At 47.8% G+C, this 25,867-nt stretch carries 19 protein-coding genes, 1 tRNA gene, 2 pseudogenes and 1 other annotated feature; of the genes and pseudogenes, 11 read left to right on the forward strand and 11 right to left on the reverse strand.

Annotated elements, in window-relative coordinates; all coding sequences use genetic code 11:
- Positions 1–92 precede the first annotated feature (92 nt).
- Positions 93–479: a carboxymuconolactone decarboxylase family protein gene (locus FTT63_RS05865; protein WP_104484600.1), complete on the forward strand. Its 387-nt coding sequence runs from the start codon at positions 93–95 to the stop codon at positions 477–479.
- A gap of 13 nt (positions 480–492) precedes the next feature.
- On the opposite strand, the gene FTT63_RS05870 is transcribed toward FTT63_RS05865, so the two are convergent.
- Both FTT63_RS05870 and FTT63_RS05875 read right to left on the reverse strand, forming a co-directional pair.
- The gene (locus FTT63_RS05870) at positions 493–753 is read right to left on the reverse strand and encodes a hypothetical protein (protein WP_005179143.1); all 261 of its coding nucleotides are present in this window, start codon (positions 751–753) and stop codon (positions 493–495) included.
- 431 nt (positions 754–1,184) lie between these two features.
- Positions 1,185–1,388 (reverse strand): annotated as a pseudogene (locus tag FTT63_RS05875) (amidohydrolase); the annotation flags it as partial.
- Positions 1,389–1,694: 306 nt separating this feature from the next.
- Between FTT63_RS05875 and FTT63_RS05880 the strand changes: the two are divergent.
- The 7 genes from FTT63_RS05880 to FTT63_RS05910 all read left to right on the forward strand — a co-directional run bounded on the left by FTT63_RS05880 (position 1,695) and on the right by FTT63_RS05910 (position 12,465).
- Positions 1,695–2,207, forward strand: coding sequence for a tetratricopeptide repeat protein (locus FTT63_RS05880; RefSeq protein WP_180056523.1), 513 nt, complete (start codon positions 1,695–1,697; stop codon positions 2,205–2,207).
- Between the two features lie 333 nt (positions 2,208–2,540).
- Positions 2,541–3,923 (forward strand): adenosylhomocysteinase, encoded by a 1,383-nt coding sequence (gene ahcY / locus FTT63_RS05885; protein ID WP_005179150.1) that lies wholly within the window; start codon positions 2,541–2,543, stop codon positions 3,921–3,923.
- Positions 3,924–4,113: 190 nt separating this feature from the next.
- The gene (gene metF / locus FTT63_RS05890; RefSeq protein ID WP_016659212.1) at positions 4,114–4,950 is read left to right on the forward strand and encodes a methylenetetrahydrofolate reductase [NAD(P)H]; all 837 of its coding nucleotides are present in this window, start codon (positions 4,114–4,116) and stop codon (positions 4,948–4,950) included.
- Positions 4,951–4,974: 24 nt separating this feature from the next.
- A complete protein-coding gene (locus FTT63_RS05895; RefSeq protein WP_180056521.1) occupies positions 4,975–5,691 on the forward strand; it encodes a 16S rRNA (uracil(1498)-N(3))-methyltransferase in 717 nt (238 codons plus the stop codon).
- A gap of 160 nt (positions 5,692–5,851) precedes the next feature.
- Entirely contained in the window at positions 5,852–8,728 is a 2,877-nt protein-coding gene (locus tag FTT63_RS05900; protein WP_035363240.1) for an EAL domain-containing protein, read from the forward strand.
- A gap of 135 nt (positions 8,729–8,863) precedes the next feature.
- Positions 8,864–11,143, forward strand: coding sequence for an NADP-dependent malic enzyme (locus tag FTT63_RS05905; RefSeq protein WP_104488292.1), 2,280 nt, complete (start codon positions 8,864–8,866; stop codon positions 11,141–11,143).
- Between the two features lie 89 nt (positions 11,144–11,232).
- Positions 11,233–12,465 (forward strand): multifunctional CCA addition/repair protein, encoded by a 1,233-nt coding sequence (locus FTT63_RS05910; protein ID WP_104488290.1) that lies wholly within the window; start codon positions 11,233–11,235, stop codon positions 12,463–12,465.
- Between the two features lie 96 nt (positions 12,466–12,561).
- Here FTT63_RS05910 and epmA read toward each other — a convergent pair whose 3' ends face one another.
- Positions 12,562–13,536, reverse strand: a complete 975-nt coding sequence (epmA, locus tag FTT63_RS05915) for an EF-P lysine aminoacylase EpmA (RefSeq protein ID WP_104484596.1) — start codon at positions 13,534–13,536, stop codon at positions 12,562–12,564.
- Entirely contained in the window at positions 13,533–14,600 is a 1,068-nt protein-coding gene (locus FTT63_RS05920; protein WP_163170270.1) for a 4-phosphoerythronate dehydrogenase, read from the reverse strand. Before FTT63_RS05920 ends, epmA begins: the two co-directional genes overlap by 4 nt.
- A gap of 233 nt (positions 14,601–14,833) precedes the next feature.
- On the opposite strand from FTT63_RS05920, the gene FTT63_RS05925 reads away from it, so the two are divergent.
- A complete protein-coding gene (locus FTT63_RS05925; RefSeq protein ID WP_180192075.1) occupies positions 14,834–15,466 on the forward strand; it encodes a class I SAM-dependent methyltransferase in 633 nt (210 codons plus the stop codon).
- Positions 15,467–15,535: 69 nt separating this feature from the next.
- Here FTT63_RS05925 and cueR read toward each other — a convergent pair whose 3' ends face one another.
- Both cueR and FTT63_RS05935 read right to left on the reverse strand, forming a co-directional pair.
- Entirely contained in the window at positions 15,536–15,928 is a 393-nt protein-coding gene (gene cueR, locus FTT63_RS05930) for a Cu(I)-responsive transcriptional regulator (protein ID WP_005179173.1), read from the reverse strand.
- Positions 15,929–16,000: 72 nt separating this feature from the next.
- The gene (locus FTT63_RS05935; RefSeq protein WP_180192076.1) at positions 16,001–18,469 is read right to left on the reverse strand and encodes a heavy metal translocating P-type ATPase; all 2,469 of its coding nucleotides are present in this window, start codon (positions 18,467–18,469) and stop codon (positions 16,001–16,003) included.
- Between the two features lie 152 nt (positions 18,470–18,621).
- Here FTT63_RS05935 and FTT63_RS05940 point away from each other — a divergent pair, with 152 nt between their 5' ends.
- Positions 18,622–18,816, forward strand: coding sequence for a heavy-metal-associated domain-containing protein (locus FTT63_RS05940; protein WP_005179178.1), 195 nt, complete (start codon positions 18,622–18,624; stop codon positions 18,814–18,816).
- A gap of 221 nt (positions 18,817–19,037) precedes the next feature.
- Here the strand turns inward: FTT63_RS05940 and FTT63_RS05945 are convergent.
- The 4 genes and pseudogenes from FTT63_RS05945 to FTT63_RS05960 all read right to left on the reverse strand — a co-directional run.
- Positions 19,038–20,159: pseudogene (locus FTT63_RS05945) on the reverse strand (IS3 family transposase); the annotation flags it as partial.
- Positions 19,891–20,007 (reverse strand) — a sequence feature (AL1L pseudoknot). It overlaps the preceding pseudogene by 117 nt.
- Positions 20,160–20,301: 142 nt before the next feature.
- A tRNA-Ser gene (locus FTT63_RS05950) sits at positions 20,302–20,391 on the reverse strand.
- A gap of 87 nt (positions 20,392–20,478) precedes the next feature.
- The gene (locus FTT63_RS05955) at positions 20,479–22,515 is read right to left on the reverse strand and encodes an NADPH-dependent 2,4-dienoyl-CoA reductase (protein ID WP_180182176.1); all 2,037 of its coding nucleotides are present in this window, start codon (positions 22,513–22,515) and stop codon (positions 20,479–20,481) included.
- A 104-nt stretch (positions 22,516–22,619) separates the two neighbouring features.
- Positions 22,620–22,973 (reverse strand): hypothetical protein, encoded by a 354-nt coding sequence (locus FTT63_RS05960; protein ID WP_180192077.1) that lies wholly within the window; start codon positions 22,971–22,973, stop codon positions 22,620–22,622.
- Between the two features lie 221 nt (positions 22,974–23,194).
- Here FTT63_RS05960 and argG point away from each other — a divergent pair, with 221 nt between their 5' ends.
- Entirely contained in the window at positions 23,195–24,535 is a 1,341-nt protein-coding gene (argG, locus tag FTT63_RS05965; RefSeq protein WP_005179184.1) for an argininosuccinate synthase, read from the forward strand.
- Positions 24,536–24,593: 58 nt separating this feature from the next.
- Here argG and FTT63_RS05970 read toward each other — a convergent pair whose 3' ends face one another.
- A complete protein-coding gene (locus FTT63_RS05970; RefSeq protein WP_005179187.1) occupies positions 24,594–25,865 on the reverse strand; it encodes a GGDEF domain-containing protein in 1,272 nt (423 codons plus the stop codon).
- Positions 25,866–25,867 lie beyond the last annotated feature (2 nt).

Here is a 25,867-nt window from a genome sequence, read left to right on the forward strand (position 1 = left end):
ACACTTCTGACAGCCATTCTACGACCATCTTCCAATGGTATAGACTGCATAAGCCGTTAAGCTACATCGAAAACAATATTGAGGGAAACAAGATGTCACAACAAGATTATGACAATGGTTTAAAAGTACGTACAGAAGTCATGGGTGAAAGTTTCGTGAAACGTGCGCAGGACAATACTGTGCCGTTTACCCAGCCTTTGCAGGACTGGATTAATGAACATGCCTGGGGTTCTACCTGGCAACGTGAAGATGTATTGCCGCGCAAATATCGTTCACTGGTGACAATTGCCTTTTTAACTGCGCTCAAAAGCCCGACTGAATTAAAAGGTCATGTACGCGGGGCTTTAAATAATGGCGCGACAGTGGAAGAAATTCAGGAAGTGCTGCTACATAGCCTGCCCTATTGCGGCGCACCGGCTACGCAAGAGGCCTTCCGTGCGGCGTTAGAAGTCATTCAGGACTATCAGGCCAACTCGTAAATTTCGGACGAGTTTAAATCCAGTACACATTAAAACTGTAAAAGAATTCACTGACCTCAAAACGCACCTGATAACCAAGCTGGGTCAGTTCGGCGGAGAGATTACGGATTTCTTCCAAAGGCAAATGTTTGGGCAATACCGTAAATACTGCAGTGTTGCCCTGCTTGGCATTCTCTTCAATTAAACTGGCTAAACGCGCTTTATACAGGTTGATGTCCAGATTGGCATGCGCCGAAAGCACTTTTGCATCTTCTGCGGTTAGAAAGTTCACCATTTTTTTCTTCTCTTTTTTTGTTCCGTTGTATGGGTCTAACTTAAAAAATGCTACGGCTCCGCTCAACTCTATTTTTGTAAGTAATTTAAATTAAAGATGAATTGGTTTATATCGACTGCTGTTATCCATCCTCTGATAAATCAAAAACTCCCTTATCCTGGTTTTCTCTCTAAGGCATAACAGACGCAAACAAGGAATATTTAATCTTCATTTTATAATTAACGCATGATCAGGTTCTGAGAGGTAAAAGAGATTAAATAACTTAGGCTATTTTGATATATGGGTTCCGTTAAACTTCCATCGTTATTACCTAACTCTCTCCTGCTCAATTTTATATTTCAAAGCGGATATTTGATTGTTCTATCTATGAGTCATAAAAAACGGAGCCGATCTGCTCCGTTTTTCTCTTGAGTTTCAGAGGTTCAAGACCATTATTTTTTTGCCTTCCATGCACTTTGTACCTGGCTGGCAACTTTTGGATAATCCAGAATAAAACGCATATGCGACTCTACCCCGGTTTTTAAGGTTTTATCATCGACAATAAAGTACGGGTTATGGTTCGGTGCAGCTTTACTCATATCCTGATCAGCCGGTGTCGCACCCAGGAATACAAATAAAGATGGCATCATCCATCCAATCTGCAAAAGCAAACTGAGAGATACTCATGGCTAACCCCAAGCTAAGACAGGTTTTAGTGAGCTGCATGGAAACTCCATTTTTATAACCGTTTAAAATCTTATCTTCGGAGAATTTAGGGTTAAAATACAAGGCTATTGTTGTAATTTTATATAGTCATTTGCACTATACTTGATATTTTAAAAGTTGAAAATTACCACAATTTAGCGAGCAATTTTGCGCTATGACTCAAAACATTTCATTTCAGATTGGCTTTTTTCCGGCAGACCTTTTAGGCTTATAGCAAATATTTTCTGGATATGACCATGTCGGACGCCATCACTGTTCCTCCCGCCCTGATTAACCGTGCGCTTGCAGGCCAAGCCGATGCCCAGTTTGAGCTGGCTGAGTTGTATATGCAAAGCGAGCATGAAGATGACAACCTGCTGGCTGAAGAATGGGCCTTAAAAGCCGCTGAAAATGGTCATCTGGAAGCCATGTACTGGTTGGGCGAAGGTTATACCGTCTATGCCAAAGACGTGCAGGAAGATGATCCTGAAGATTCCAAAACTCACTTTGAGTTAGCCTATTACTGGTTGAAACAAGCAAGCAAACAGAAACATGCAGGCGCAATTCTGGAGCTGGCTGGCTATTATCGTCGTGGGAATGTGGTAGAAAAAGATATTCCGACCTCGGTAAATTTGGTTCAGCAAGCGGCTGAACTAGGCGATGCACAGGCCATGCGTGATTTGGCCTGTATTTATGAACATGGCCTGGGAGTCGAAATTAATGAAGCACAGGCAGATTACTGGGCCGAAAAAGCCAAAGCTGCCGAGTAACCCACTCAACCCGATCAAAAGCTCATCAGATGATGGGCTTTTTTATATTGATGCATGGAGATAGGCGCTGGATTAGCCGGAATTTTTAATTGTTTTGGAGATCAAAGAACACTACAGCGAGAAACCGGAACAGTTTAGCCAGATATTCAACAATTTCAGATTGGAACTCTGGGCAATTTCCAAGTACAATACTGCGCTAGTCGAGGGATGCTGCGACGTTTTACAGGTACGAAATGTAAAAGCGCTAGGCTCGACCATCGGTCAAACATCCGCTTTGATCAACAACGGCATCCGCGAACTGAATGATCAATTGTTTTTATTAAGGAGATCGTGATGAACGCGGTTAATGCTTCATTTACTGATTACAAAGTAGCAGACATCACTTTAGCAGACTTCGGTCGTAAAGAAATCAAACTTGCAGAAGCTGAAATGCCAGCCCTGATGGGTCTGCGTAAACGCTACTCTGCGGCTAAACCACTTGCTGGCGCTAAAATTTTGGGTTGTATCCACATGACAATCCAAACAGCAGTTCTGATCGAAACTTTGGTTGAACTTGGCGCTGAAGTACGCTGGACCTCTTGTAACATCTTCTCAACTCAAGACCACGCTGCTGCTGCCATTGCTGCGTCTGGTGTTCCTGTGTTCGCTTGGAAAGGTGAAACTGAAGAAGAATACGTGTGGTGCTTAGAGCAACAAATTAACGTGAATGGCACGCCTTGGGATGCCAACATGATTCTGGACGATGGCGGTGACTTAACTGCACTTGTTCACGAAAAATACCCAGAAGTTTTGGCGAAAATCCACGGTATTACTGAAGAAACCACCACAGGTGTACAACGTCTGCTTGAAATGTGGAAAGACGGTTCTCTGAAAGTACCTGCAATCAATGTAAACGATTCAGTAACCAAGTCTAAAAACGACAACAAATACGGTTGCCGTCACTCACTCAACGATGCCATCAAACGTGCAACCGATATGCTTTTATCTGGTCGTCGTGCGCTGGTCATTGGTTACGGTGACGTAGGTAAAGGTTCTGCGCAATCACTTCGTCAAGAAGGCATGATCGTACGTGTTTCTGAAATCGATCCTATCTGTGCAATGCAAGCCTGCATGGACGGTTATGAAGTGGTTTCTCCATACAAAAATGGTGTTCAAACCGGCAAGAAAGAAGACGTTAACGCTGACCTTCTTTTAAACACTGACCTGATCGTAACAACAACGGGTAACTACCACGTTTGTGACGCTGCCATGCTGGATACATTAAAAGCAGGTGCTGTTGTATGTAACATCGGTCACTTTGACACTGAAATCGACACCAACTACCTACGTGGTTACAAGTGGGTTGAAGTGAAACCTCAAGTTCACCAGGTGTATCGTTCAGAAAATGAAAATGATTACCTGATCCTGCTGTCTGAAGGTCGTTTAGTGAACCTGGGTAACGCAACAGGTCACCCATCACGCGTGATGGACGGTTCATTTGCCAACCAGGTTTTAGGTCAAATGCACTTGTTCGCTGAGAAATTTGCTGATCTTCCTGAAGATCAAAAACAAGCCGCGATTCGCGTTGAACTGCTTCCGAAGAAATTGGACGAAGAAGTTGCAGCTGCAATGGTTGCAGGTTTTGGCGGCGTTCTGACGCAATTGACGCAAGAACAAGCGGACTACTTAGGTGTAGCGGTTGAAGGTCCGTTTAAATCGGATGCTTATAAATATTAATTAGCCCTCACCCCATCCCTCTCCCATAGGGAGAGGGTGAACTCTCAAATCATTTACATTACGAGTTTTACTTGTGAAATTTAAGTAATTTGAGCCAAGACTCTGCGTTATTCAGTAATGAATACTCCTCTCCCTTTGGGAGAGGTCAGGGAGAGGGTGAATAAAAAGTATTTATAAAAAGGATTTCAACATGTCAAAACAGATTCCGATTTCATTCGAGTTCTTCCCAACCAAAACTGATGCCGGTGCAGAAAAACTCAAGACCGTACACCAAGAGCTTCAGCTTTTAAATCCAGAATTTTTCTCGGTGACCTATGGCGCTGGTGGTTCAACTCGTGAACGTACCTTATCGACCATTAACGACTTCAATGGCAAAGGCACACCGGTTGCGCCTCACCTGTCTTGTATTGGTGATGATAAAGCCCGTATTGCCGAATTGCTGGACCTGTACAAATCACAAGGTATTGACCGTATTGTGGCACTGCGTGGTGACTTGCCATCCGGTCAGGTTGGCTTGGGTGAATTGCCATATGCACAGGATCTAGTCCGCTTTATTCGTGAACATTCCGGTGATCATTTCCATATTGAAGTGGCTGCCTATCCGGAAATGCACCCACAAGCGGAAAGCTTTGATAAAGATATTCAGCATTTTGTTGAAAAAGTAAATGCCGGCGCCAATGCAGCCTTAACGCAATTCTTTTTCAATCCGGATGCCTACTTCTACTTTGTTGAGCGTATTCAGCAAGCCGGTGTCAATATTCCGGTGGCGCCAGGTATTATGCCAATTACCAATGCCAGCAACCTGATTCGCTTTGCCGATAGTACTGGTGCTGAAATTCCACGCTGGATTCGCAAGCAACTGGCGACATATGGTGATGACACGGCATCGATTAAAGCCTTCGGTCATGAAGTGGTGCTGAAATTCTGTGAACGCCTGATTGCAGGTGGTGCGCCAAGTCTGCACTTCTACACCATGAACAATACCGAGCCTACCCGTCAGCTTGTGACTGATCTTGGTTTAGCCTAATTTTCTTTTTGCGAGTTGTACTTTATGCCACGTTTTTATATTGAAGCTGAATTAACGGTTGAGACGCAGCTCACGCTGACCGAAACCGTGTTTCACCATTGGTGTAAAGTACTGCGCGCACAAGTGGGCGACACAGCCACCCTGTTCAATGGACAAGGTGGCGAATATGAAGTGACCCTTACCGACGTCCAGAAAAAAACAGCAACGGTGATGGTCAACAGCTTTAATCCGGGCAACCGTACACCTAAATTCAAGGCCCTGCTCGGTCAGGTCATGAGTAAGGGCGACCGGATGGATTATGCCATTCAAAAAGCGGTGGAACTCGGCGTTTCCGAGATTCAGCTCCTCACCTCTGAACGCTGCGAAATGCGTCTGAAATACGACCGTGACCAGAAAAAACTGGATCACTGGCAAGGTATCGCCATTGCTGCTTGTGAGCAATGTGGTCTGAATATTGTGCCTAAAATTCTCCCGCCGATGTCGCTGGAAAAATGGCTCGATACCGATCTGCCAGCCACCAAACTGGTATTAGCACCCAACAAAGATGAAGTGAATGTCTTACACAATGCCACGCCAGAACTTGCCCTGTTAATTGGGCCTGAAGGCGGCCTGAGCGAGGCTGAAATCAGTAGCGCAAATACGAAAGGTTTTGTGAACTGGTGTATAGGCGAGCGCGTGTTAAGAACTGAAACTGCGCCTGTGGTCGCACTTTCTATTTTAAATTTTAACTTCAGCGTGTAATTCGTCTTATTTTTAGCTGAATGCTGAGTCAGATGATTGCTTTTTTAAAGTTTACTGACTAATCTCAAAATATTATTTTACAATTTCACCTAATATCAGGTTATTCATAAAATAAAATGGATTTTTACATACTCTGTAATTTATAGGGTTTTGGGGATATATGTCAGACCATCAGGATGAGCTCATGGAGCAGTATTTGTATGCTGCCCAAATCACCAATACAATCCGGCTGATGCGCTTCTTTTTGCTGAGCATCCTCATTCTCTGTTTTTATATTTATTTTATTTTTCACTACTCTTTTAATTTTTCAACTTTCGCGTTTAATGCCTGGTTCCTGCTGAGTGAACTGGGGCTGGCCGGCTGCCTGTTCTTTAATGAAATGCGCTTTAAGCCCGGTCAATACAGTATTCAAATGGCACATCGCTGGATCAAGCTGGTATGCCTGCTGGTTGGTATTAGCCTTGGTATTGGCATTGCCCTGCTGTACTATTTCCTGCCGAAGTACAGTCTGGAGATGAGCACCTATCAGGCCATTATTCTGGCGGCTTTGCTGGTGATTATTAGCCAGACCTTTGCCCTCACCTTTTTAACCCAGCGCCTGAGCTATTTTTCGCTGGTATTTATTCCGGCCATTGTGCCGTATTTAATTTCCCCACTGTTCTTTAACAGCAACACCGAACCGCTGTTTTATCTGGCCACCAACTTTGCCTTAATCTGTCTGCTGATTTGTGCCAATACCTCCATGCACATGCATCGCCGGCTATCTAGCGTCTATTTCAAGAATAATCAGCTGAAAAAACAGGCCGAACAGCAAGTGGCCTGGACCGACCAGCTATGCCAGCAACTGCAAACGGAAATGAACCGCTCCAAAGACATTGAGCAGCAGCTGCAGTTTAATAACCAGATGCTGGAACAGAAAGTGAAAGAGCGGACCTTTGATCTGGAGCAAATCCATAAAGCCTTACAAGATCAACAGGCCAATCTGGTACTGGCGCATGAAGTGGCCGGGCTAAAACCATGGGACTGGGACATCAAGCATCGCCTGATTACCCTGACCAATGAACACCAGCAGCTGAAAATGTCCGGCTCTAAAGCCCATCATCACAAACTGCAGCAACTGATTCACCCGGATGATCTGGCGCATTTTCGTAACACCATGAAGCAGCATCTGCGTGGCCAGACCGACCGCTATGAAGTGACCTACCGAGTACAGCAAAGCAATGGCAAATGGGTCTGGGTACATGATGTTGGCCGTGTGATTGAGCGTGACCCCGAAACCCGGCGTCCATTACGCATGGTCGGTATCCGCCGTGACATCCATCAGGAAAAAACTGATCAGGAACGCCTGAAACTGACCGCCAGCGTACTACAGCAGGCAGCAGAAGGGATTTTTATTCTGAATGAGGACCTGCGTTATATTGAGGTCAATCCGTGCTTTGAACAGCTGACCGGCTTTAGTCGCGAGCAGATTATTGGCAAACATCTGTTTGATATTGCCAGCAATTACAAATCACGGCAGCGCAGTATGCACAATGCCATTGTCAAGCAACTGCTCAAAGAAGGCGAATATGATGGCGAAATGGATGAAAAATACCTGTCGGGCAAAGAGCTGACCATCCGCCTGCACATGAATACCGTCAGCAATGAGCAGAACCGCTCTACCCATTATGTCGGGATTGTCTCGGATTTAACCGAGCGCCGCCGGCAGGAACAGCGCCTGTCCTATCTGGAAAATTATGACACGCTGACCGATCTGCCTAACCGGTTTTATTATAACTATCAGCTGCATCAGTATCTGGTGTCCCATCAGGATTCGATTAAACAACTGGCGGTGATTCGTCTGAACATCGACCGGTTCCGGGTGCTGAATGAATATTTAAGCCATAATGGCGGCGATGAACTGCTAAGACAGGTGGCACAGCGTTTACGCCTCATTAATGCCGAAGCGCTGTTGGTGGCGCATTTAAATGGCGATGACTTTGCCATTATTTATGAGCTGTCACATATTCGCCCATCGGTGCAGCAGCATTGCGAACGTATTACCAAAGCCTTCTCGGCGCCGTTTAATATCCAGGGTCAGGACCATATTATTACCCTGTCGATGGGCGTGTCTTTATATCCTGAACATGGCCGGCAGCTGGATTATTTAAACAACTGTGCCGAACAGGCGCTGTCGGAAGCCAAGCGTCTGGGTGGCAATACCACCAAATACTATTCGCTGGAAACCACCAAGCTGTTAGAGCAGGACGTGCACATTGAGCGCGATTTACGTCAGGCCATTAAAAATGATGAACTGATCGTCTATTACCAGCCAAAAATCAATTTCCATGATCAGCAGGTCTCCGGTTTTGAAGCCTTGGTACGCTGGAACCATCCGGAAAAAGGCCTGATTCCACCCGGCTTATTTATTCCAATTGCCGAGCAAACCAGCCTGATTTCAGAGATTGGCCATATCGTAATTCAGCAAACCGCCAAGCAGATTCGGGACTGGCAGGCACTGGGCTTTGATAACATCCGGGTTTCGGTCAATATTGTGGCGCAGCAGCTACAACGCGGACATTTGCTGGAAGATATTGATGAGGCGCTCAATACCTATCATATTTCCGGTGAAAGCCTGGAACTGGAAATTACTGAATCGTCGTTGCTGGAAAATACCGACGAGGTCAAATATATTCTGGAAGAAATCAAGAAGCGCCATATTCATATTTCGCTGGATGATTTTGGTACCGGTTATTCTTCCCTCTCTTACTTAACCGATTTTCCTATAGATGTTTTAAAGATCGACCGCAGCTTTGTGTCCAAGATTGGCCACAGCAAGCAGGAAGCCATTGTCAGTGCCATGATTGCCATGGGCAAAGCCATGGGCATGACCATTGTCGCTGAAGGTATTGAAACTGAACATCAACTTCAGTACCTCAGAAAGCTCGATTGCGACATCGCCCAGGGCTTTTTATTCTCCAAACCGCTGCCACAACAGGATGCGACCCGCTTCCTGAGTGAAAAAATGCAGACACCACTTATTGTTAGTGAATCTTAATCTATAGCTTAAACTTCTAAGTTTGTTCTAAAAATGCGCAGCTTTGACTGTGCTTAGTGCGTAAGTAATGGTATATTCGAGCAGATTTAGCACAAACCGCCAGCATCGCTGGACACAGTAACATACGAGATTCAGATGGACGATCAATCATTAAAACAGCAGGCTTTGTATTATCACGAATTTCCTACTCCAGGTAAAATCAGCGTTACCCCAAGTAAGCAGCTGGTCAACCAACGTGACTTAGCGCTTGCATACTCACCTGGTGTCGCGGCACCATGTTTAGAGATTGAACGAGATCCTTCTACTGCAGCACTGTATACAGCACGTGGCAACCTGGTTGCCGTGGTGAGTAACGGTACCGCTGTACTAGGTTTAGGGAACATCGGTCCTTTAGCATCTAAACCGGTTATGGAAGGTAAAGGCGTTCTGTTCAAGAAATTCGCCGGCGTCGATGTATTTGACATCGAAATCGCTGAAAATGATCCAGACAAAATCGTTGATATCGTTGCTGCACTCGAACCAACCTTTGGCGGGATTAACCTTGAAGACATCAAGGCACCAGAATGCTTCTACATTGAGCAAAAACTGCGTGAACGCATGAACATTCCGGTGTTCCATGATGACCAGCATGGTACGTCAATTATCGTCGGTTCTGCGCTGCTGAATGCGCTACAACTGAACGGCAAAAACATTGCCGAAATCAAGATTGTGGCTTCAGGTGCCGGTGCTGCTGCCCTGTCGTGCCTGGACCTGCTTTGTGCCCTGGGTGCGAAAAAAGAAAATATTATTGTGGCGGACTCACGCGGTCTATTGACCACCAAACGTGAAGGTCTGGACGAGTCGAAAAAACGCTACGTACAGGATATTGAAGCAACCCAACTGGCCGATGTAATTGCCGGTGCCGATATGTTCCTCGGTCTCTCTGCTGCCGGTATTCTGACCAAAGAAATGGTCAAGCAGATGGCGGCTAATCCAATCATCTTCGCTCTGGCTAACCCGGACCCGGAAATTCTGCCTGAACATGCCCACGAAGTACGTGATGATGTAATTATGGCAACCGGCCGTTCCGACTATCCGAACCAGGTGAATAACGCGCTGTGCTTCCCGTACATCTTCCGTGGTGCGCTAGATGTCGGTGCAACCACCATTAACGAAGAAATGAAAATTGCCTGCGTACACGCGATTGCACGTATGGCGCACATAGAAGCAGATGCGGCATCCTATGGTGAGAAATCTGCTTCATTTGGTCGTGACTATTTAATTCCACGTCCGCTTGATCAGCGTCTGATTCTTGAAATTGCTCCAGCGGTTGCCAAAGCAGCGATGGATTCAGGCGTGGCAACACGTCCAATTCAGGACTTCTCGGCTTATCATCAACGTCTGTCAGAGTTTGTATATAACTCTGCGTTTATGATGAAACCAATTTTTGCGCAGGCGAAAACCGATCCGAAACGCATTGCCTATGCAGAAGGCGAAGACTTACGCGTTTTACGTGCAGTACAAATTGCAGTGGACGAAGGTCTGGCACAACCGATTCTGGTGGGTCGTACCGCGGTTATTGAAGCGAATATCAAGAAACTGGGCTTACGTCTGGAACATGGTGTGAATATCACTATTGTTGATCAGGAGAAAAACCCGGATTACGAAAAATTCGCTGATGATTACTACAGCATCATGCAGCGTAAAGGTGTAACGCCTGAATATGCGCAGCGTGAAGCACGTCGCCGTTCGACTCTAATTGCCGCAATGCTGGTGAAACACGGTCTGGCTGACGGTATGTTATGTGGTACTTATTCAAGCTACGACATTCACTTAGACTTCGTCAGCAATATTATTGGTCTGAAAGAAGGTCACAATACTTTCTTCACTCTGAATGCGCTGATGCTGGAAGATCGTAACCTGTTTATTGCCGACACTTACATCAACCGTAATCCGACAGCTGAACAGCTGGCTGAAATGACCATTCTGGCCGCTGAAGAAGTACGCCGTTTTGGTGTAACACCACGTATTGCCCTGCTGTCGCATTCAAGCTTTGGTTCAGACCAGAACGATGCCAGCGCGCAAAAAATGCGTAAAGTGTTTGATATTCTGTCTGAGATTGCACCAGAACTTGAAGTGGAAGGTGAAATGCATGGTGATGCGGCACTGGACGAAAATATTCGCCATTTCGCATTCCCGAACTCACGCTTCAAAGGTTCAGCTAACCTGCTGATTATGCCGAACCTGGATGCAGCCAATATTTCGTTTAACCTGTTGAAATCGACTTCAGGCAGCAACGTGACCATTGGTCCAATTTTGCTGGGCGCAGCGAAACCGGTACATATTTTAACGCCAACAGCGACCACCCGTCGTGTGGTGAATATGACTGCGTTAACCGTGGCAGAAATTCAGCAAGCGGAACAAGACGCGCTATAAAAACTGAATGCCGAGTGAAAAGCTCGGCATTCTGACTTGAGAAAACCTCTATTCTGTTGCATGATGACCTCAAGAATAGAGGTTTTTTCATGCAAGTTTATTTAGTAGGCGGTGCGGTGCGAGATCATTTGCTGGGGCACCCCTATCACGAAAAAGATTATGTGGTTGTCGGGGCAACACCCGAACAGCTTCTGGCCCAAGGCTATCAGCCCGTGGGCAAAGACTTCCCTGTGTTTTTACATCCTGAATCAAAAGAAGAATATGCACTGGCCCGTACCGAACGTAAAGCCGGTCAGGGCTATCATGGTTTCGAGTTTTATACTGCACCCAATGTCACGCTGGAAGAAGATTTAATCCGTCGTGACCTGACCATTAATGCCATGGCCATGGATGAAAACGGCCAGGTCTATGATCCTTATGGTGGACAGCAGGATCTGGCGCAAAAAGTGCTGCGTCATGTTTCCGACGCCTTTGTTGAAGACCCATTACGTGTACTCAGAATTGCCCGTTTTGCTGCGCGTTATAAAGCGCTGGGCTTTCGTGTGGCCGATGACACCCTGACCCTGATGCGCACGCTGGCAGCATCTGGCGAGCTGGATACCTTAACCCCGGAACGGGTCTGGAAAGAAACTGCACGCGCCTTGCAGGAAGATCATGCCGATGAATACTTTGAAGTGCTGCGTCGCTGCGGTGCCTTAAAAGCCTTGTTCCCGGAAATTGATGCCCTGTTTGGGATTCCACAGCGCCCGGAATATCATCCGGAAATTGACTGCGGCGTGCATACCTTAATGTCCCTGCAACAGGCCTGCCGCCAGAATTACAGTCTGGATGTGCGTTTTGCCGTGCTGGTGCACGACTTGGGCAAGGCCCTGACCCCAGCCGATGAATTACCGCGTCATATCATGCATGAAGAACGTGGTATTCAGCCGGTTACTGACCTGTGTGACCGCCTGAAAGTGCCGACCTATACCAAACAGCTGGCACTGGCGGTGTGCAAGGAACATTTAAAATGCCATCAGGCCCTGACCTTGAAACCGGGCACCTTATGGCGTCTGCTACAGCGTCTGGATGTGTTGCGTCGCCCGGAACGGGTAGAAGCCTTTGTTCAGGCCTGTGAATGTGATTCGCGTGGCCGTTTAGGCATGGAAGATCGGGACTATCCGCAGGCCGATTATGTGCTCAAAGCCATGCAGGTGGTGCGCGGCATTAAAGCGCAGGATTTACCGCCTGAGATTAAAGGCCCGGATATTGGTGAAATGCTGATTCAGCGCCGTATTAAAGCCATTGAAGTGCTGAAAGCAGAATATACCGCTGCAAGCTAAAATTGAGTCATAAAATTAAAAATACCCGTGCTATACACGGGTATTTTTATTTCCTAGGGATGAACCATCCCCTGCGCTGATCTGGATCAACCTGCCTTAAGACTGCTCGGCCGGAAAAGTAATTACCTGTTCCAAACGCATCTGCTGGGTGGCAACCATCAATAAACGGTCAATACCCAGCGCAATACCTGAACATGGCGGCATCTGAGGCAAGGCACTGAGCAGATATTCATCAAGTGGCATCACATGCAAGCCCAGTTTTTCCCGCTCCTGATTGTCGGCTTCAAAACGGCCACGGAGCACCTCGGCATCAGCCAGTTCATCATAGGCATTGGCCAGTTCCAGCCCTTCAATGTACAGCTCAAAACGGGCGGCAACCAGTTCGCCATCTTCATCGACACGAGTTTTGGCCAGTGAGGCCAGTTCCGGCGGGAAATCAGTCAGGAATACCGGCGTATCAAAGCCCAGACTAGGCTCAACCATATGCGAGAACAACAGGTCGATATAGCCCAGACGATCATCACCTAAATCGAGGCTTAGCCCGACACGCTGACAGCAGGCTTTCAATTCAGATAATGTCGCTTGCAGCGGATTCAGATCCAGCCGATCCATAAAAGCATGTTTATAACTCAGTACCGTTGGACGTACTTCACCAAAACGCTGTGCCAAGGTCAGATTGAGTAAATCGGTGACTTCAAACATCAGCTCTTTCAGGCTAAAACCCGGGCGATACCATTCCAGCATGGTAAATTCGCTATTGTGTTTACGGCCGTGCTCATCATCACGAAACACCTTGCAGATCTGGTAAATCGGGCCACTGCCACTGGCCAGCAGGCGTTTCATGGCAAATTCAGGCGAAGTTTGCAGATAATGCGTCTGCTGCTGGCCCAATACATGACGCTTGGCCTGTACCGAGCTTAAATGTACATCGGTGACACCGGCCTGCGACAAAATAGGCGTTTCCACTTCCAGCACTTCGCGCTCAGCAAAAAACTGGCGAATCTGGGCGTACATCTTGGCGCGGGCGCGCATGGCCTCAAGGCTACAGGTCGGCTGATAGTTCAGGCTCATGCGGCTGGCCCTCCATGCGCAGCCCATTCACGGCGCAGCGGATAAGTCTTGCGTAAATGGTCAAAGGCCTGCTGATCGACCTTGCCGTCTTTTAAGCAGGCACGTAATTTGGCGTCATCGGCGGCAATATCATACATCTGTGGCAGATGCTGTTGCAGTGCGGCTTTTAACGGCTGACCACTAAAATAATCGCTGCACGGCGGCAACTGGTTTTCAAAGCGTTTATGTGCCACTTGCCCAAAGACTTCACAAAAAGCGGTATAAATCATTTGTGTGCCGCGGGCTTTGCCTTCCAGACTGTAACCGGCAATATGCGGCGTTACCAACGTGACCAGATGTAATAATTCGGCAGAAATTTCCGGTTCATGCTCAAATACATCCAGCACCACCGCACGCCCGGTCTGCTGGATATCGGTCATTAATGCCTGCTCTGCCACCACCGGACCACGCGCTGAGTTAATTAAAATTGCATCCGGCTTCATCTGGGCCAGGGTTTCGGCATTGAACAGATGATAGGTCGGATACGGACCGGTTTTGGTCAGCGGCACATGAATCGAAATGGCATCGGCCTGAGCCAATACGTCTGCCAATGCCAGTTGCTGCACACTTTCACGTTGCACCAAAGGATCATAAGCCACCACTTTCCAGCCCAGCAGTTCCGCCATTACCGCCAGACGCGAACCGACATTGCCCAGTCCGATAATGCCCAGACAGAACTGCTGGCCTGCTTCCAGTAAGGCTGGACGCACATGCAGTAAGGCGGTAATCACATATTCGGCAACCGCCTGTGCATTACAGCCGGCGGCATTGGACCAGCGAATCTGCTGCTGTTCCAGCGCGGCAATATCCAGATGATCGGTACCAATGGTGGCACTGCCCACAAAACGCAGCTTGCTGTGCTGGATCAGTTCGGCATTGACCTTGGTTACCGAGCGCACCAGTAAGGCTTCGGTATCGTGCAGGTCCTGCGCAGTTAAGGTCCGGCCCGGACGATGGGAGATTTCACCAAACTCGGCAAAAAAATAATCGGTAAAGGCCAGATTTTCATCGGCAATAATTTTCATAAGGCAATCCAATGCTTTGATCTGTCCATGATAACGCCTGAAGGCCCTGCGGATGAAGCGCTATTGCAGTAAATACACTGAATATTAACCGCAGCAAAGCCGGCCCATCAGGCTTCACCCAAATACAACTTGCCGAAGCCGAATAAAACAATATGTGTTTTTATAATATGTTATAGTCAAGGCCAGTCTTAATCTTCTCCCCCGTTTATTTTTAACCAATGAAGGGCCTGCATATGACACCTCGCTTTAGCAATCCATGGGATGAACGCTACCACAGCACCAATCATTTATATGGCGAAGCGGCCAACGTTTTTATTCAGCAGATGGCCCAGCAGTTAGCGATTTCTGGCGCTACGCTGGGCATTGCTGAAGGTGAAGGCCGTAACCTGATTTATCTGGCCGAGCGCGCCCGTGAACAGCAACTGCCGTTTGCCGGACTACTCTGGGATTATTCGACTGTTGCGCTTGAAAAAGCCCAAAAACATGCCCAGGCCAAACAGCTGACCTTGGACACCGCCGCGGTGGATTTAAGTCAGGTAGAATGGCCGGAAAACCAGTTTCAGCATGCGATTTGCGTGTTTGGTCATGTCAATCAGCCGACCCAGCAGAAATTACTGCACGGCGTGCGTCATAGCCTGAAATCCGGTGGCTGGTTCATTGGCGAGGTCTATTCCAAAGCACAACTGGCCTATGCCACCGGTGGCCCGGGCAATCCTGACATGCTGTATGATCCACGTGATTTTCTAGAGATCTTCCAGCAAGATCATCTGCTGCATTTCTTTGTCGGTGAAGTGGAACGTCATGAAGGACAGCTGCATCAGGGGAAGTCGCATGTGATTCAGTTTGCCATTCAAATCCGTAAATAAAGCATAAAAAAGGAGGATGAATCTGCATTGATTCATCCTCCTGCAATTCGATTCCTGCTGCTTACTGGCTTATCCGCCTTTTTCAATCTGGTCCAGAATGGCACATTCCGCGCTGTGATTGCCCTGACAATGCTGCGCAGATTGCTGCAACAAATTGACCATGTCCTGTAAACGCTGGATTTTCTGGTTCAGCTCATCAATATGTTTTAAGGTCAGCGCTTTCACTTCTGCACTCTGGCGGCCGCTATTTTTCCACAGCGAAATTAGTTCTTTCATTTGCTCGGTAGAAAAGCCCAGCTCGCGGGCATGACGAATAAAATTCAGGGTTTTTAAATCCTGCTCGGAATAGACCCGATAACCGGCAGCACTGCGCTGGGCAGCCGTGAGCAGGCCGATACTTTCATAATAACGGATCATTTTGGCAGAGATGCCCGACTGCTTTGCGGCTTGACCAATATTCACATGCTTCTCGCTCAATACGGCGGTTTAAGACCTGCCTCCGATCTTAAACCGAAAATATCCTGACGCCAACCGCTATTGCAGCGGCGCGGCAAAGCGCTTCAGGCGTAAAGCATTGCCCAGCACAAACACGGATGACAGTGCCATTGCGCCTGCAGCAAACATCGGCGACAGTAAAATGCCCCACAGCGGATACAGCACGCCGGCGGCAATCGGAATTAAGGCCACGTTATAAACAAAGGCCCAAAACAGGTTCTGGCGGATATTGCGGATAGTGGCCTGACTTAAAGCAATCGCATTGGGAATGCCTTTTAAACTGCCGGACATCAGCACCACATCGGCGGCTTCAATGGCTACATCGGTACCGGTGCCAATGGCCAGCCCGACATCGGCCTGTGCCAGCGCCGGGGCATCATTAATCCCATCGCCGACAAAGGCCAGACGGCCATATTGCTGCTGCAATTCACGTACGCTATCGACTTTGCCTTCCGGCAGAACTTCGGCAACCACAGTATCAATTTTTAGCTGCCGGGCAATCGCTTCGGCGGTATGCCGGTTATCGCCGGTGATCATTGCCACTTTTACGCCCAACTGATGCAAGGCTTCAATCGCGGCAAAGGTGCTGTCTTTGATTGGATCGGCCACGGCAATGATGGCCGCCAGTTGATCCTCTACCGCCACATACAGTGGTGTTTTTCCCTCCTGCCCCAAACGTACCGCAACCTGATCAAAGGCTGTGGTACTTAAACCCAGCTGATGCATATAACGGTCGGCCCCGATATGCAGCCATTGACCATTGACCTGCCCTTTCACGCCGGACCCGACAATCGAATCAAAATCGCTCACAGCTGGTAAAGATAAGCCTTGTTGCTGCGCGGCTTCGACAATAGCAAAGGCAATCGGATGCTCCGACTTGGCTTCTACCGCCGCCACCCAGCTTAATAATTGCGTCTGCTCAAAACCGGCCTGTACATGAAAATCGGTCAGTTGCGGCTTGCCTTCGGTTAAGGTGCCGGTTTTATCTACCGCCACCACCTGCGCTTCCTGTAACAGCTGCAAGGCTTCGCCTTTACGGAACAGAATGCCCATTTCTGCCCCACGTCCAGTGCCGACCATAATCGAGGTTGGAGTGGCCAGCCCCATAGCACATGGACAGGCAATAATCAGCACCGCTACAGCATTGACCAGACCAAAGGTCAGCGCCGGTTCAGGACCAAAAATCAGCCAGACCAGAAAGGTCAGCACAGCCATCAGCATTACGGCTGGCACAAACCACATGGTGACTTTATCGACCAGCGCCTGAATGGGCAGTTTGGAGCCTTGCGCCTGCTCGACCATGCGGATAATTTGCGCCAGCACCGAATCTGCCCCCACCGCAGTTGCGCGGATGCTCAGACTGCCATTCTGGTTGATGGTGCCGCCCACCACGGCGCTGCCTGCCATTTTCTCTACTGGCAGCGGCTCTCCGCTAATCATGGATTCATCGACATAACTACGGCCCTCCAGCACTTCCCCATCCACAGGAATCCGCTCTCCTGGGCGGATATCGACCTGCATACCCGAGCTGACTTCAGCCAGCGGCACTTCCACACTTTGGCCATTGCGTACAATGCGGGCAGTTTTTGGCTGCATGCCGATCAGGTGCTGAATTGCCTGCGAAGTACGACCTTTGGCTTTGGCTTCAAAGTAGCGACCCAGCAGAATCAGGCTGACAATCACCGCGGCAGCTTCAAAATAGACATTGACCGTGCCTTCCGGTAACAGCTGTGGCATAAAAGTCGCCACCACCGAAAAGCTGTACGCGGCCAGCGTTCCAACCGCCACAAGCGAGTTCATATCCGGCGCGAAACGCAGCAAGGCCGGAATGCCTTTTTGATAAAAACGCCGGCCCGGAAATAGCAATACCAGCGTGGTCAACACGAACTGCAACAGCCAGCTCGGCATCTGCCCGATCTGATGCATGACCCACATATGAAAAGCCGGAATTAAATGCGAGCCCATTTCCAGCACAAATACCGGAATGGCCAGCACCAGGGAAATCATCAGATCACGTTTTAGTTGCTGCTGCTCGCTGGCTTTCTGATCCGCCTGTTCAGTGGTGGTCGTGGTCTGTAGCTGGGCATCATAACCAGCCTTACGGATGGCCTGAATCAGTTTATCGGCACTGACCGTAGTATCGGCTTCGACCCAGGCCTGCTCAGTGGCCAGATTGACATTAGCCTGCTGCACCCCCGGCACTTTTTTCAGGGCTTTTTCTACCCGCGCCACGCAGGAGGCACAGGTCATGCCATCAATCGACAATTCGATGGGTGCCGCGACGACCACATCATAACCGGCGCGCTCGATGGCTTTGACCAAAGCAGCCCGATCAAGTGGTACAGAAGATTCGACCACGGCCTGTTCGGTGGCCAGATTAACATTGGCCTGCTCGACCCCATCTACTTTTTTTAAGGCTTTTTCCACCCGGCCTACACATGAAGCACAGGTCATGCCCTGAATAGACAATGTTTCACGAAAAACAGCAGATGAATTGGAGATGCTCATGCCCTACCTCGGCCAATACCCAGACTTTCTTACAGCATACAGATTGACATCATGGGAAGGTCAAGTCTCTGCGCATAAAAATTTGGCTTGACCTTCCCATCATGACAAACTTTAAACTGAAAGCATCTTCACATGACTCATGGAGCATCTTAATGAAACTGCATATTGCCAATATGACTTGCGGCGGCTGTGCCCGCGGTGTAACAGCCACCATTCAGGATGTGGACCCGAATGCCAAAGTTGACATTGATCTGGACAGTAAAATCGTTACCGTTGACAGCAGTGCCAGCGTAGATCAGCTGGTGGCGGCGCTGAATGAAGATGGTTTCCCGCCAGAAGTACAATAATTTCCAGGCACTTTCAAAACCGCTACTGTCCCATTAGCGTTTAATAAAATCGCCTCCGTGACGCGAGCATCAGGGAGGCGGCATAAGACGAATGACCTATAACGGACAAGGGGACATGTGAATACCAGTACTTCCACTGACACCAAGATATTAACATAATTTTTCTTTTAATCGTTCATAGGGTGAACCGTACCGGGTTTGTCGGAGACTTTTTATTTAAGTTAGGCCACCTGACCTAACGGGTTAATCTTATCATAGTACATTGCTTCAAAATCAAAAGGCGATACATAACCCAGTGCACTATGTACACGCTCTTTATTGAACCAATCTACCCAGTTTAGTGTCGCAAGTTGTACATCTGCTAAACCTTGCTAATCTGCTTTTAAAATTCAATCACTTCTGTTTTGTATAAGCCATTCACCGTTTCAGCCAGAGCATTATCATATGAATCACCAGTTGTACCGACTGATGCTCGTAAATTTGCAGCTTCTAAACGATTGGTATAGCGAATAGAAAGATATTGAACACCTCTATCGGAATGATGAATCACATTCTTTGGCATACCTCGATCGTGCAATGCTTGCTCCAATGCACCAAGCACCATATCTGTATTCATCCGTGTCGATACTTTCCATCCAACAATTGCTCGTGAGAACACATCAATAATAAAGGCGGTATAGATCCAGCCTGAATTTGTTTGAATATACGTGAAGTCATCGACCTGAGCACTGCTTCGCAAGGGTCAGGATGATCAGCATTAAAATTCCGTTTCACTAAATCATCTGCTCGTTTTTGGTCATCTCGGTTACGGGTGGTTTGTTTATTCTTACCACGCCAAACACCTTGTATACCTAGCTTCTGCATCAATCGAGCAACTCTACAACGTGCGATAACATAACCTTAACGTTTCAATTGTTGCCAGACCTTACGCACACCGTATCGACCTGAACTTTCTTTCCAAATACGTTTAATTTGTTCAGCATGATGCTCATCATGTAGATCTCGTTTCGCTCGATGTTCCCTTGCGAAGCAATGCTTCTCATCAGCGAGATCTAAAGTTCGGTAATAGGTTGAAGCTACGATCGGTAAAATCCTACAAATCGCATCAACACCATATAAGTCTTTATTGTTATGGATGAAATCCACCATTATTTGTGTGGGCGATCGAGCTCCGCCTGGGCGAAAAAAGCAGCTGCTTTACGTAGAATTTCGTTAGCACGTTGCAGTTCTTTATTTTCGCGTTCCAGTTGTTTAATACGTTCTTGATCTGAAAGCTGCTGTACTTTAACTGGATTTTGTTTATCTAAATATTTTTGATGCCAGGCACGAAGTGTTTTAACGGTTCACTCTATTTACCTATTATCCAAAGCCATCTGAATTATTTTTATTTTGATTATTCCAATCCAAAATTTTATGTGGGTTACAATGTGGGACAAAAGCACAAGCAAGGAAAAAGCCCTTGCAAATACAAGGGCTTTTTGAATTTGGCGGAAGCGGTGAGATTCGAACTCACGGAGGACTCACACCCTCGTCGGTTTTCAAGACCGGTGCATTAAACCGCTCTGCCACGCTTCCATGTGCGCCATAATACGAAGCTTTTTTCCATCTGACAAGTAAAAATTACATTCAAGTGACTCAAATGAATATTGTTTCATCAAATGTTTAAAGTTTGGCGGCCAATTCAGCACCTTCGCGAATGGCGCGCTTGGCATCCAGTTCTGCTGCCAGTTTTGCCCCGCCAATAATGTGATATTGCGCCAAGGTCTGCTGGCCAGTTGCCGGCATAATCTCTTTAACAGATTCCTGCCCGGCACAGACCACCACGGTATCGACCCGCAATAACTGGTCATGGCCATCCATTTCTACCCACAAGCCTTCATCACCAATGGCTTTATATTGCACCCCACGCAACATGCGTACGCCGTGCTTTTTCAGTTGTGCACGATGCACCCAGCCGGTGGTCTTGCCTAGCCCGGCACCCAATGGCGTGGTTTTACGCTGCAACAAATAAATTTCACGCACAGGGGGATGAATTTCCGGTGCCTGCATACCGCCTTCAGACACATAGTGTGGATTTAAATCGACACCCCACTCGCGTTTCCAGTCCTCCACAGGTTGCGGCTGTGGCTGCTGCTCCGGTTTTAGTAAAAACTCGGACACATCAAAGCCAATGCCGCCAGCGCCAATTACCGCCACTTTATGACCGACAGGCGCGCCATTCAGCACTTCGGCATAAGACAGAACTTGGGGTAAATCGCTGCCCGGAATATTGAGTGTACGTGGCACCACACCAGTGGCAACAATCACCTCCTCAAAACCTTCACGTTCCAGCTGCTCGCGGTTAACTTTGGTATTCAGACGTACATCTACGCCAGTTTTTTCCAGCTGCACTTTAAAATAGCGGATGGTTTCGTGGAATTCTTCTTTGCCCGGAATCACTTTGGCCAGATTAAACTGCCCGCCGACATCGGCATTGGCTTCAAATAATGTCACCTGATGACCACGGCCTGCAGCCACCGTTGCAGCAGACATACCAGCGACTCCACCGCCCACCACGGCAATCCGTTTTGGCTGTTTGGTTTTGACATAGACCAGTTCGGTTTCATAAGCAGCACGCGGATTGACCAGACAGGTGGCGCGCTGGTTTTTAAAGGTATGATCCAGACAGGCCTGATTACAGGCAATACAGGTATTGATTTCATCGACCCGGTTAGTGGCGGTTTTATTGACCCAGAAAGCATCGGCCAGTAAAGGACGCGCCATCTGAATCATGTCGGCTTTGCCCGCTGCCAGAATTTCTTCGGCCGTATCCGGCATATTAATCCGGTTAGAAGCAATCACCGGAATCGATACCTGCTGTTTCACCGCTGCCGTGTAATCCACAAACGCTGCGCGCGGCACCGAAGTCACAATGGTCGGAATACGCGCTTCATGCCAGCCAATACCGGTATTCAGTAAAGTCACACCGGCCTGTTCCAAGGCTTTGGCTACCGTGATGACTTCATCCATAGTGTTGCCATCATGTACCAGATCCAGCATCGACAGACGGAAGCAGATAATAAATTTATCGCCAATTTCTGCACGAATGGCTTTGACAATTTCCACAGCAAAGCGCATTCGGTTTTCAATCGGGCCACCCCAGCGGTCATTGCGCTGATTAACATGACGGCTTAAAAACTGGTTTAGCAAATAGCCTTCAGAGCCCATGATTTCCACGCCATCATAACCGGCTTTTTTGGCCAGACTGGCGGTTTTCACATAGTCCTGAATGGTGTTTAAAATCTGTTTATCGCTGAGCTGGCGCGGTTTAAACGGTGAAATTGGCGATTTAATCGGGCTGGCCGACACCACAAAAGGCTGATAGCCATAACGGCCGGCATGCAGAATCTGCAACAGAATTTTGGCGCCATGCTTATGTACCGCGTGGGTCACCAGTCGATGCGGTGCAATATCCCCCAAGGTATTCATGGTGCCGCCGGCCGGTAATAACCAGCCCTGACGGTTCGGTGAAATCCCGCCCGTAATAATCAGGCCAACGCCGCCTTTGGCACGCTCACCAAAATAGGCCGCCAGTTTCGGATAATTATAAAAGCGGTCTTCCAGACCGGTATGCATGGACCCCATCACCACCCGGTTTTTCAGGGTGGTAAAACCTAAATGTAAGGGACTGAGCAGATGTGCATAGCTTGTTGTCATCATGTATTCCTGTACGCTGGTTTTGCAACTTGTTGCATAATACTGTAGCGATTTTTTATTATTTGTTTATGGCATTTTCAAAAAATTATCATGACAAACTGCCAATGTCAGTTCTGCCACTGCTTGCTGCTGCTTTTCCATAGCGCAATTGCACCGAGCACCGTGCCAATTGGAAAGCTTAATAACATTAGCACTGCCAGAATACGCGACAGTGTGCGTCCTTCACCATTGCCCCGTTTCACTTTCAAACAGGCGCTGATATTCAGATAAATCAACAGCAGCATCAAGGCCATCACAATCACTAAATTGAGGGTAGCAATACTGCGCTGCTGATATTCCAGATACAGGAACACCACTGCACTAAAACTGAGTAAACCGGCATAAATACCATGAACCAGCGCCAGGGTTTCATTGCGGTTATTGTTGGAGATCAATGGGGGCGGTGTGACATTGGGCTGCATCGGCATTTCCTCTCTGTGGATATAAATTGTTCTATCATACTCAAGCCAGGAATGGGCTGCTGTGGCCGAAAATAAACTGAAACCGATGAAAAAAGTCTAACTTTTTTCAGAAAGCAAATTTTTCAGAAAACATCGTTTCGGAAAAGTGCTACAATAGCGCCATTTTCGAATTCTCCTTGGCCACCATTTTGGTTGCCTATATTCATAAGTTAGGACTCGCAATGACTGATAATGCAACGATCTTGCAAAGCGTACCAGTAGGCAAAAAAGTGGGTATCGCCTTCTCTGGTGGTCTAGATACTTCTGCTGCTTTATTGTGGATGAAACAAAAAGGCGCTGAACCTTATGCCTACACAGCAAACTTGGGTCAGCCAGATGAAGATGATTACGATGCTATTCCGAAGAAAGCGGAAGCCTATGGCGCAGTAAAAGCACGCTTAATCGACTGCCGTTTACAGCTGGCACTTGAAGGTATTGCTGCAATTCAGTGTGGCGCGTTCCACATTTCAACAGGTGGTGTGCCTTACTTCAACACCACACCACTGGGCCGTGCAGTTACTGGTACCATGCTGGTTACTGCCATGAAAGAAGATGACGTGAACATCTGGGGTGATGGTTCAACCTATAAAGGTAACGACATCGAGCGTTTCTACCGTTACGGCTTACTGACCAACCCGGCGCTCAAAATTTACAAGCCGTGGTTAGACCAGACCTTTATTGATGAGCTGGGCGGCCGTGCAGAAATGTCACAGTTCCTGATCGACAACGGCTTCGACTATAAAATGTCAAAAGAAAAAGCCTACTCGACTGACTCGAACATGCTGGGTGCAACACACGAAGCCAAAGATCTGGAATACCTGAATGCCGGTATCAAGATTGTTGAGCCAATCATGGGCGTTGCGTTCTGGAAAGATGACGTTGAAATTGCACCTGAAGAAGTTTCAATTACCTTTGAAGAAGGTTTCCCGGTTGCACTGAATGGCCGTCGTATCGAAGATCCGGTAGAGTTCATTCTGGAAGCCAACCGCATTGGTGGCCGTCACGGTCTGGGGATGTCGGATCAGATCGAAAACCGTATCATTGAAGCGAAATCTCGTGGTATCTACGAAGCTCCGGGTATGGCACTGCTGCACATTGCTTACGAGCGTTTAGTGACAGGTATTCATAACGAAGACACCATCGAACAATACCGCATTAACGGTTTACGTTTAGGCCGTTTACTGTATCAAGGTCGCTGGTTCGATTCTCAAGCACTGATGCTGCGTGAAACTGCACAGCGTTGGGTTGCGAAAGCCATTACTGGTACGGTGACTTTAGAACTGCGTCGTGGTAATGACTACACCATCATGAATACTGAATCTGAAAACCTCACCTATGAAGCTGAGCGTTTGACCATGGAAAAAGGTGATTCAATGTTCACGCCAATGGACCGTATTGGTCAGTTAACCATGCGTAACCTGGACATTACCGATACCCGTCAAAAACTTGGCATTTATACCGGTGCCGGTTTACTGGCCGTGGGTACAGGTTCTGCTGTTCCACAATTAAAAGACAAGAAATAAGTTGTCTCTATGAAAAAACCGCCTTCGGGGCGGTTTTTTTGTACTTGCTGTTTGGGATTTATTCTAAACCTTGCAGAATATCGCTGACCTGCGCGGTCTGATAATAAATCTGGTTCCGGCCGAGTTTTTTCGCCCGGTACAGCGCCTGGTCGGCACGGCTAATCAGATCATCCTTGGAAATCTCGAGCTCGCCTTTATACACGGTAAAACCCAGGCTGATAGTAATGATATCGGACACACTGGATTTTTCATGTGGAATGGCCAGCCGTTCAATCGCCCTAAAAATATTTGACGCCACCGCATAAGCACCATGCGCATCAGTTTCAGGCAGCAACACCACAAATTCTTCGCCGCCATAACGCGCCACAAAATCCATATGCCGAATTGCGTCTTTAATGGACTTGGCCACTGATGAAATGACTTCATCACCTTTTTGATGGCCATAAAAATCATTAAACAGCTTAAAGAAATCGACATCAATAAATAGCAAGGACAAGGGCCGTTCATCATGCCGCGCCTGCTCATAATAGCTGTTCAGCATTTCATCAAAGTTGCGCCGGTTCGACACTTTGGTCAGTGCATCATGCTGGCTTAAATGCAGCAATTCTTCACTGTTAATCCGGTTAATTTTCTCGCCGAGTTTCGCCTGCTGCATCACCAGAAAGATCATCCGCTCTCGGGTACACAGCATTTTACTCATTAAAAAACCCATCACTACGCTGCCGATGAGCACCCGCGCCATCACCATCACATCAATTGGAATGTAAAAGGTAAACAGCATGACCATGGTCATGACTGCCGCCATTAATCCGGTCAGCAGCATATGAAATGGTTTTACCCCGGTCAGCACATAGCCCATGATGTAAATGATACAGATGATCATCATGGCCTGATATTTCAGTGCTTCGGTATACACGGTCATGGTGAGCCAGGTCATCGACAGGATGGCCCAGAACACCAGCGCCATGGCGGCATAGGCAAAATAGCGCCGCAGGATTTTATAATGGGCAAAGAAAAACAGCGTCAGCAGACACAGGCCACCATTGAGTAGCCCGAGCAGACAGCGGATAAAATCATGCCAGAAATGTTGCGGCTGGATAATCCAGTAATCCCCGGGAATGACCAGCATGGTCAGAATAAAATAGACCAGCACCCCCGACCAGAAATACTGGTTAATATTATGCCGGGCACGCTCCAAATACTGCTGCCAAAATTCCTGTTCCAGCTGTTTCGGAAACACCTGACCCGCGCTGCGTCGTTGCCGGGCAATCAGTGCCTCTATTTTTTCCTTGTCGTATTGCAATTGGACAAGCTTATATTTGTATTCCATTG

The organism is Acinetobacter sp. C15 (assembly GCF_013420645.1).
Taxonomy (GTDB): domain Bacteria; phylum Pseudomonadota; class Gammaproteobacteria; order Pseudomonadales; family Moraxellaceae; genus Acinetobacter; species Acinetobacter indicus.

Coding starts and splice junctions, on each gene's coding strand:
- FTT63_RS05870 (WP_005179143.1), bottom strand. CDS start 753: ATGGTGAACTTTCTAACCGCAGAAGATGCAAAAGTGCTTTCGGCGCAT.
- FTT63_RS05895 (WP_180056521.1), top strand. CDS start 4,975: ATGCCACGTTTTTATATTGAAGCTGAATTAACGGTTGAGACGCAGCTC.
- FTT63_RS05955 (WP_180182176.1), bottom strand. CDS start 22,515: ATGATGACAACAAGCTATGCACATCTGCTCAGTCCCTTACATTTAGGT.
- FTT63_RS05910 (WP_104488290.1), top strand. CDS start 11,233: ATGCAAGTTTATTTAGTAGGCGGTGCGGTGCGAGATCATTTGCTGGGG.
- metF (WP_016659212.1), top strand. CDS start 4,114: ATGTCAAAACAGATTCCGATTTCATTCGAGTTCTTCCCAACCAAAACT.
- FTT63_RS05960 (WP_180192077.1), bottom strand. CDS start 22,973: ATGCAGCCCAATGTCACACCGCCCCCATTGATCTCCAACAATAACCGC.
- FTT63_RS05925 (WP_180192075.1), top strand. CDS start 14,834: ATGACACCTCGCTTTAGCAATCCATGGGATGAACGCTACCACAGCACC.
- FTT63_RS05935 (WP_180192076.1), bottom strand. CDS start 18,469: ATGAGCATCTCCAATTCATCTGCTGTTTTTCGTGAAACATTGTCTATT.
- FTT63_RS05900 (WP_035363240.1), top strand. CDS start 5,852: ATGTCAGACCATCAGGATGAGCTCATGGAGCAGTATTTGTATGCTGCC.
- ahcY (WP_005179150.1), top strand. CDS start 2,541: ATGAACGCGGTTAATGCTTCATTTACTGATTACAAAGTAGCAGACATC.
- FTT63_RS05920 (WP_163170270.1), bottom strand. CDS start 14,600: ATGAAAATTATTGCCGATGAAAATCTGGCCTTTACCGATTATTTTTTT.
- argG (WP_005179184.1), top strand. CDS start 23,195: ATGACTGATAATGCAACGATCTTGCAAAGCGTACCAGTAGGCAAAAAA.
- FTT63_RS05880 (WP_180056523.1), top strand. CDS start 1,695: ATGTCGGACGCCATCACTGTTCCTCCCGCCCTGATTAACCGTGCGCTT.
- FTT63_RS05865 (WP_104484600.1), top strand. CDS start 93: ATGTCACAACAAGATTATGACAATGGTTTAAAAGTACGTACAGAAGTC.
- FTT63_RS05970 (WP_005179187.1), bottom strand. CDS start 25,865: ATGGAATACAAATATAAGCTTGTCCAATTGCAATACGACAAGGAAAAA.
- epmA (WP_104484596.1), bottom strand. CDS start 13,536: ATGAGCCTGAACTATCAGCCGACCTGTAGCCTTGAGGCCATGCGCGCC.
- FTT63_RS05940 (WP_005179178.1), top strand. CDS start 18,622: ATGAAACTGCATATTGCCAATATGACTTGCGGCGGCTGTGCCCGCGGT.
- FTT63_RS05905 (WP_104488292.1), top strand. CDS start 8,864: ATGGACGATCAATCATTAAAACAGCAGGCTTTGTATTATCACGAATTT.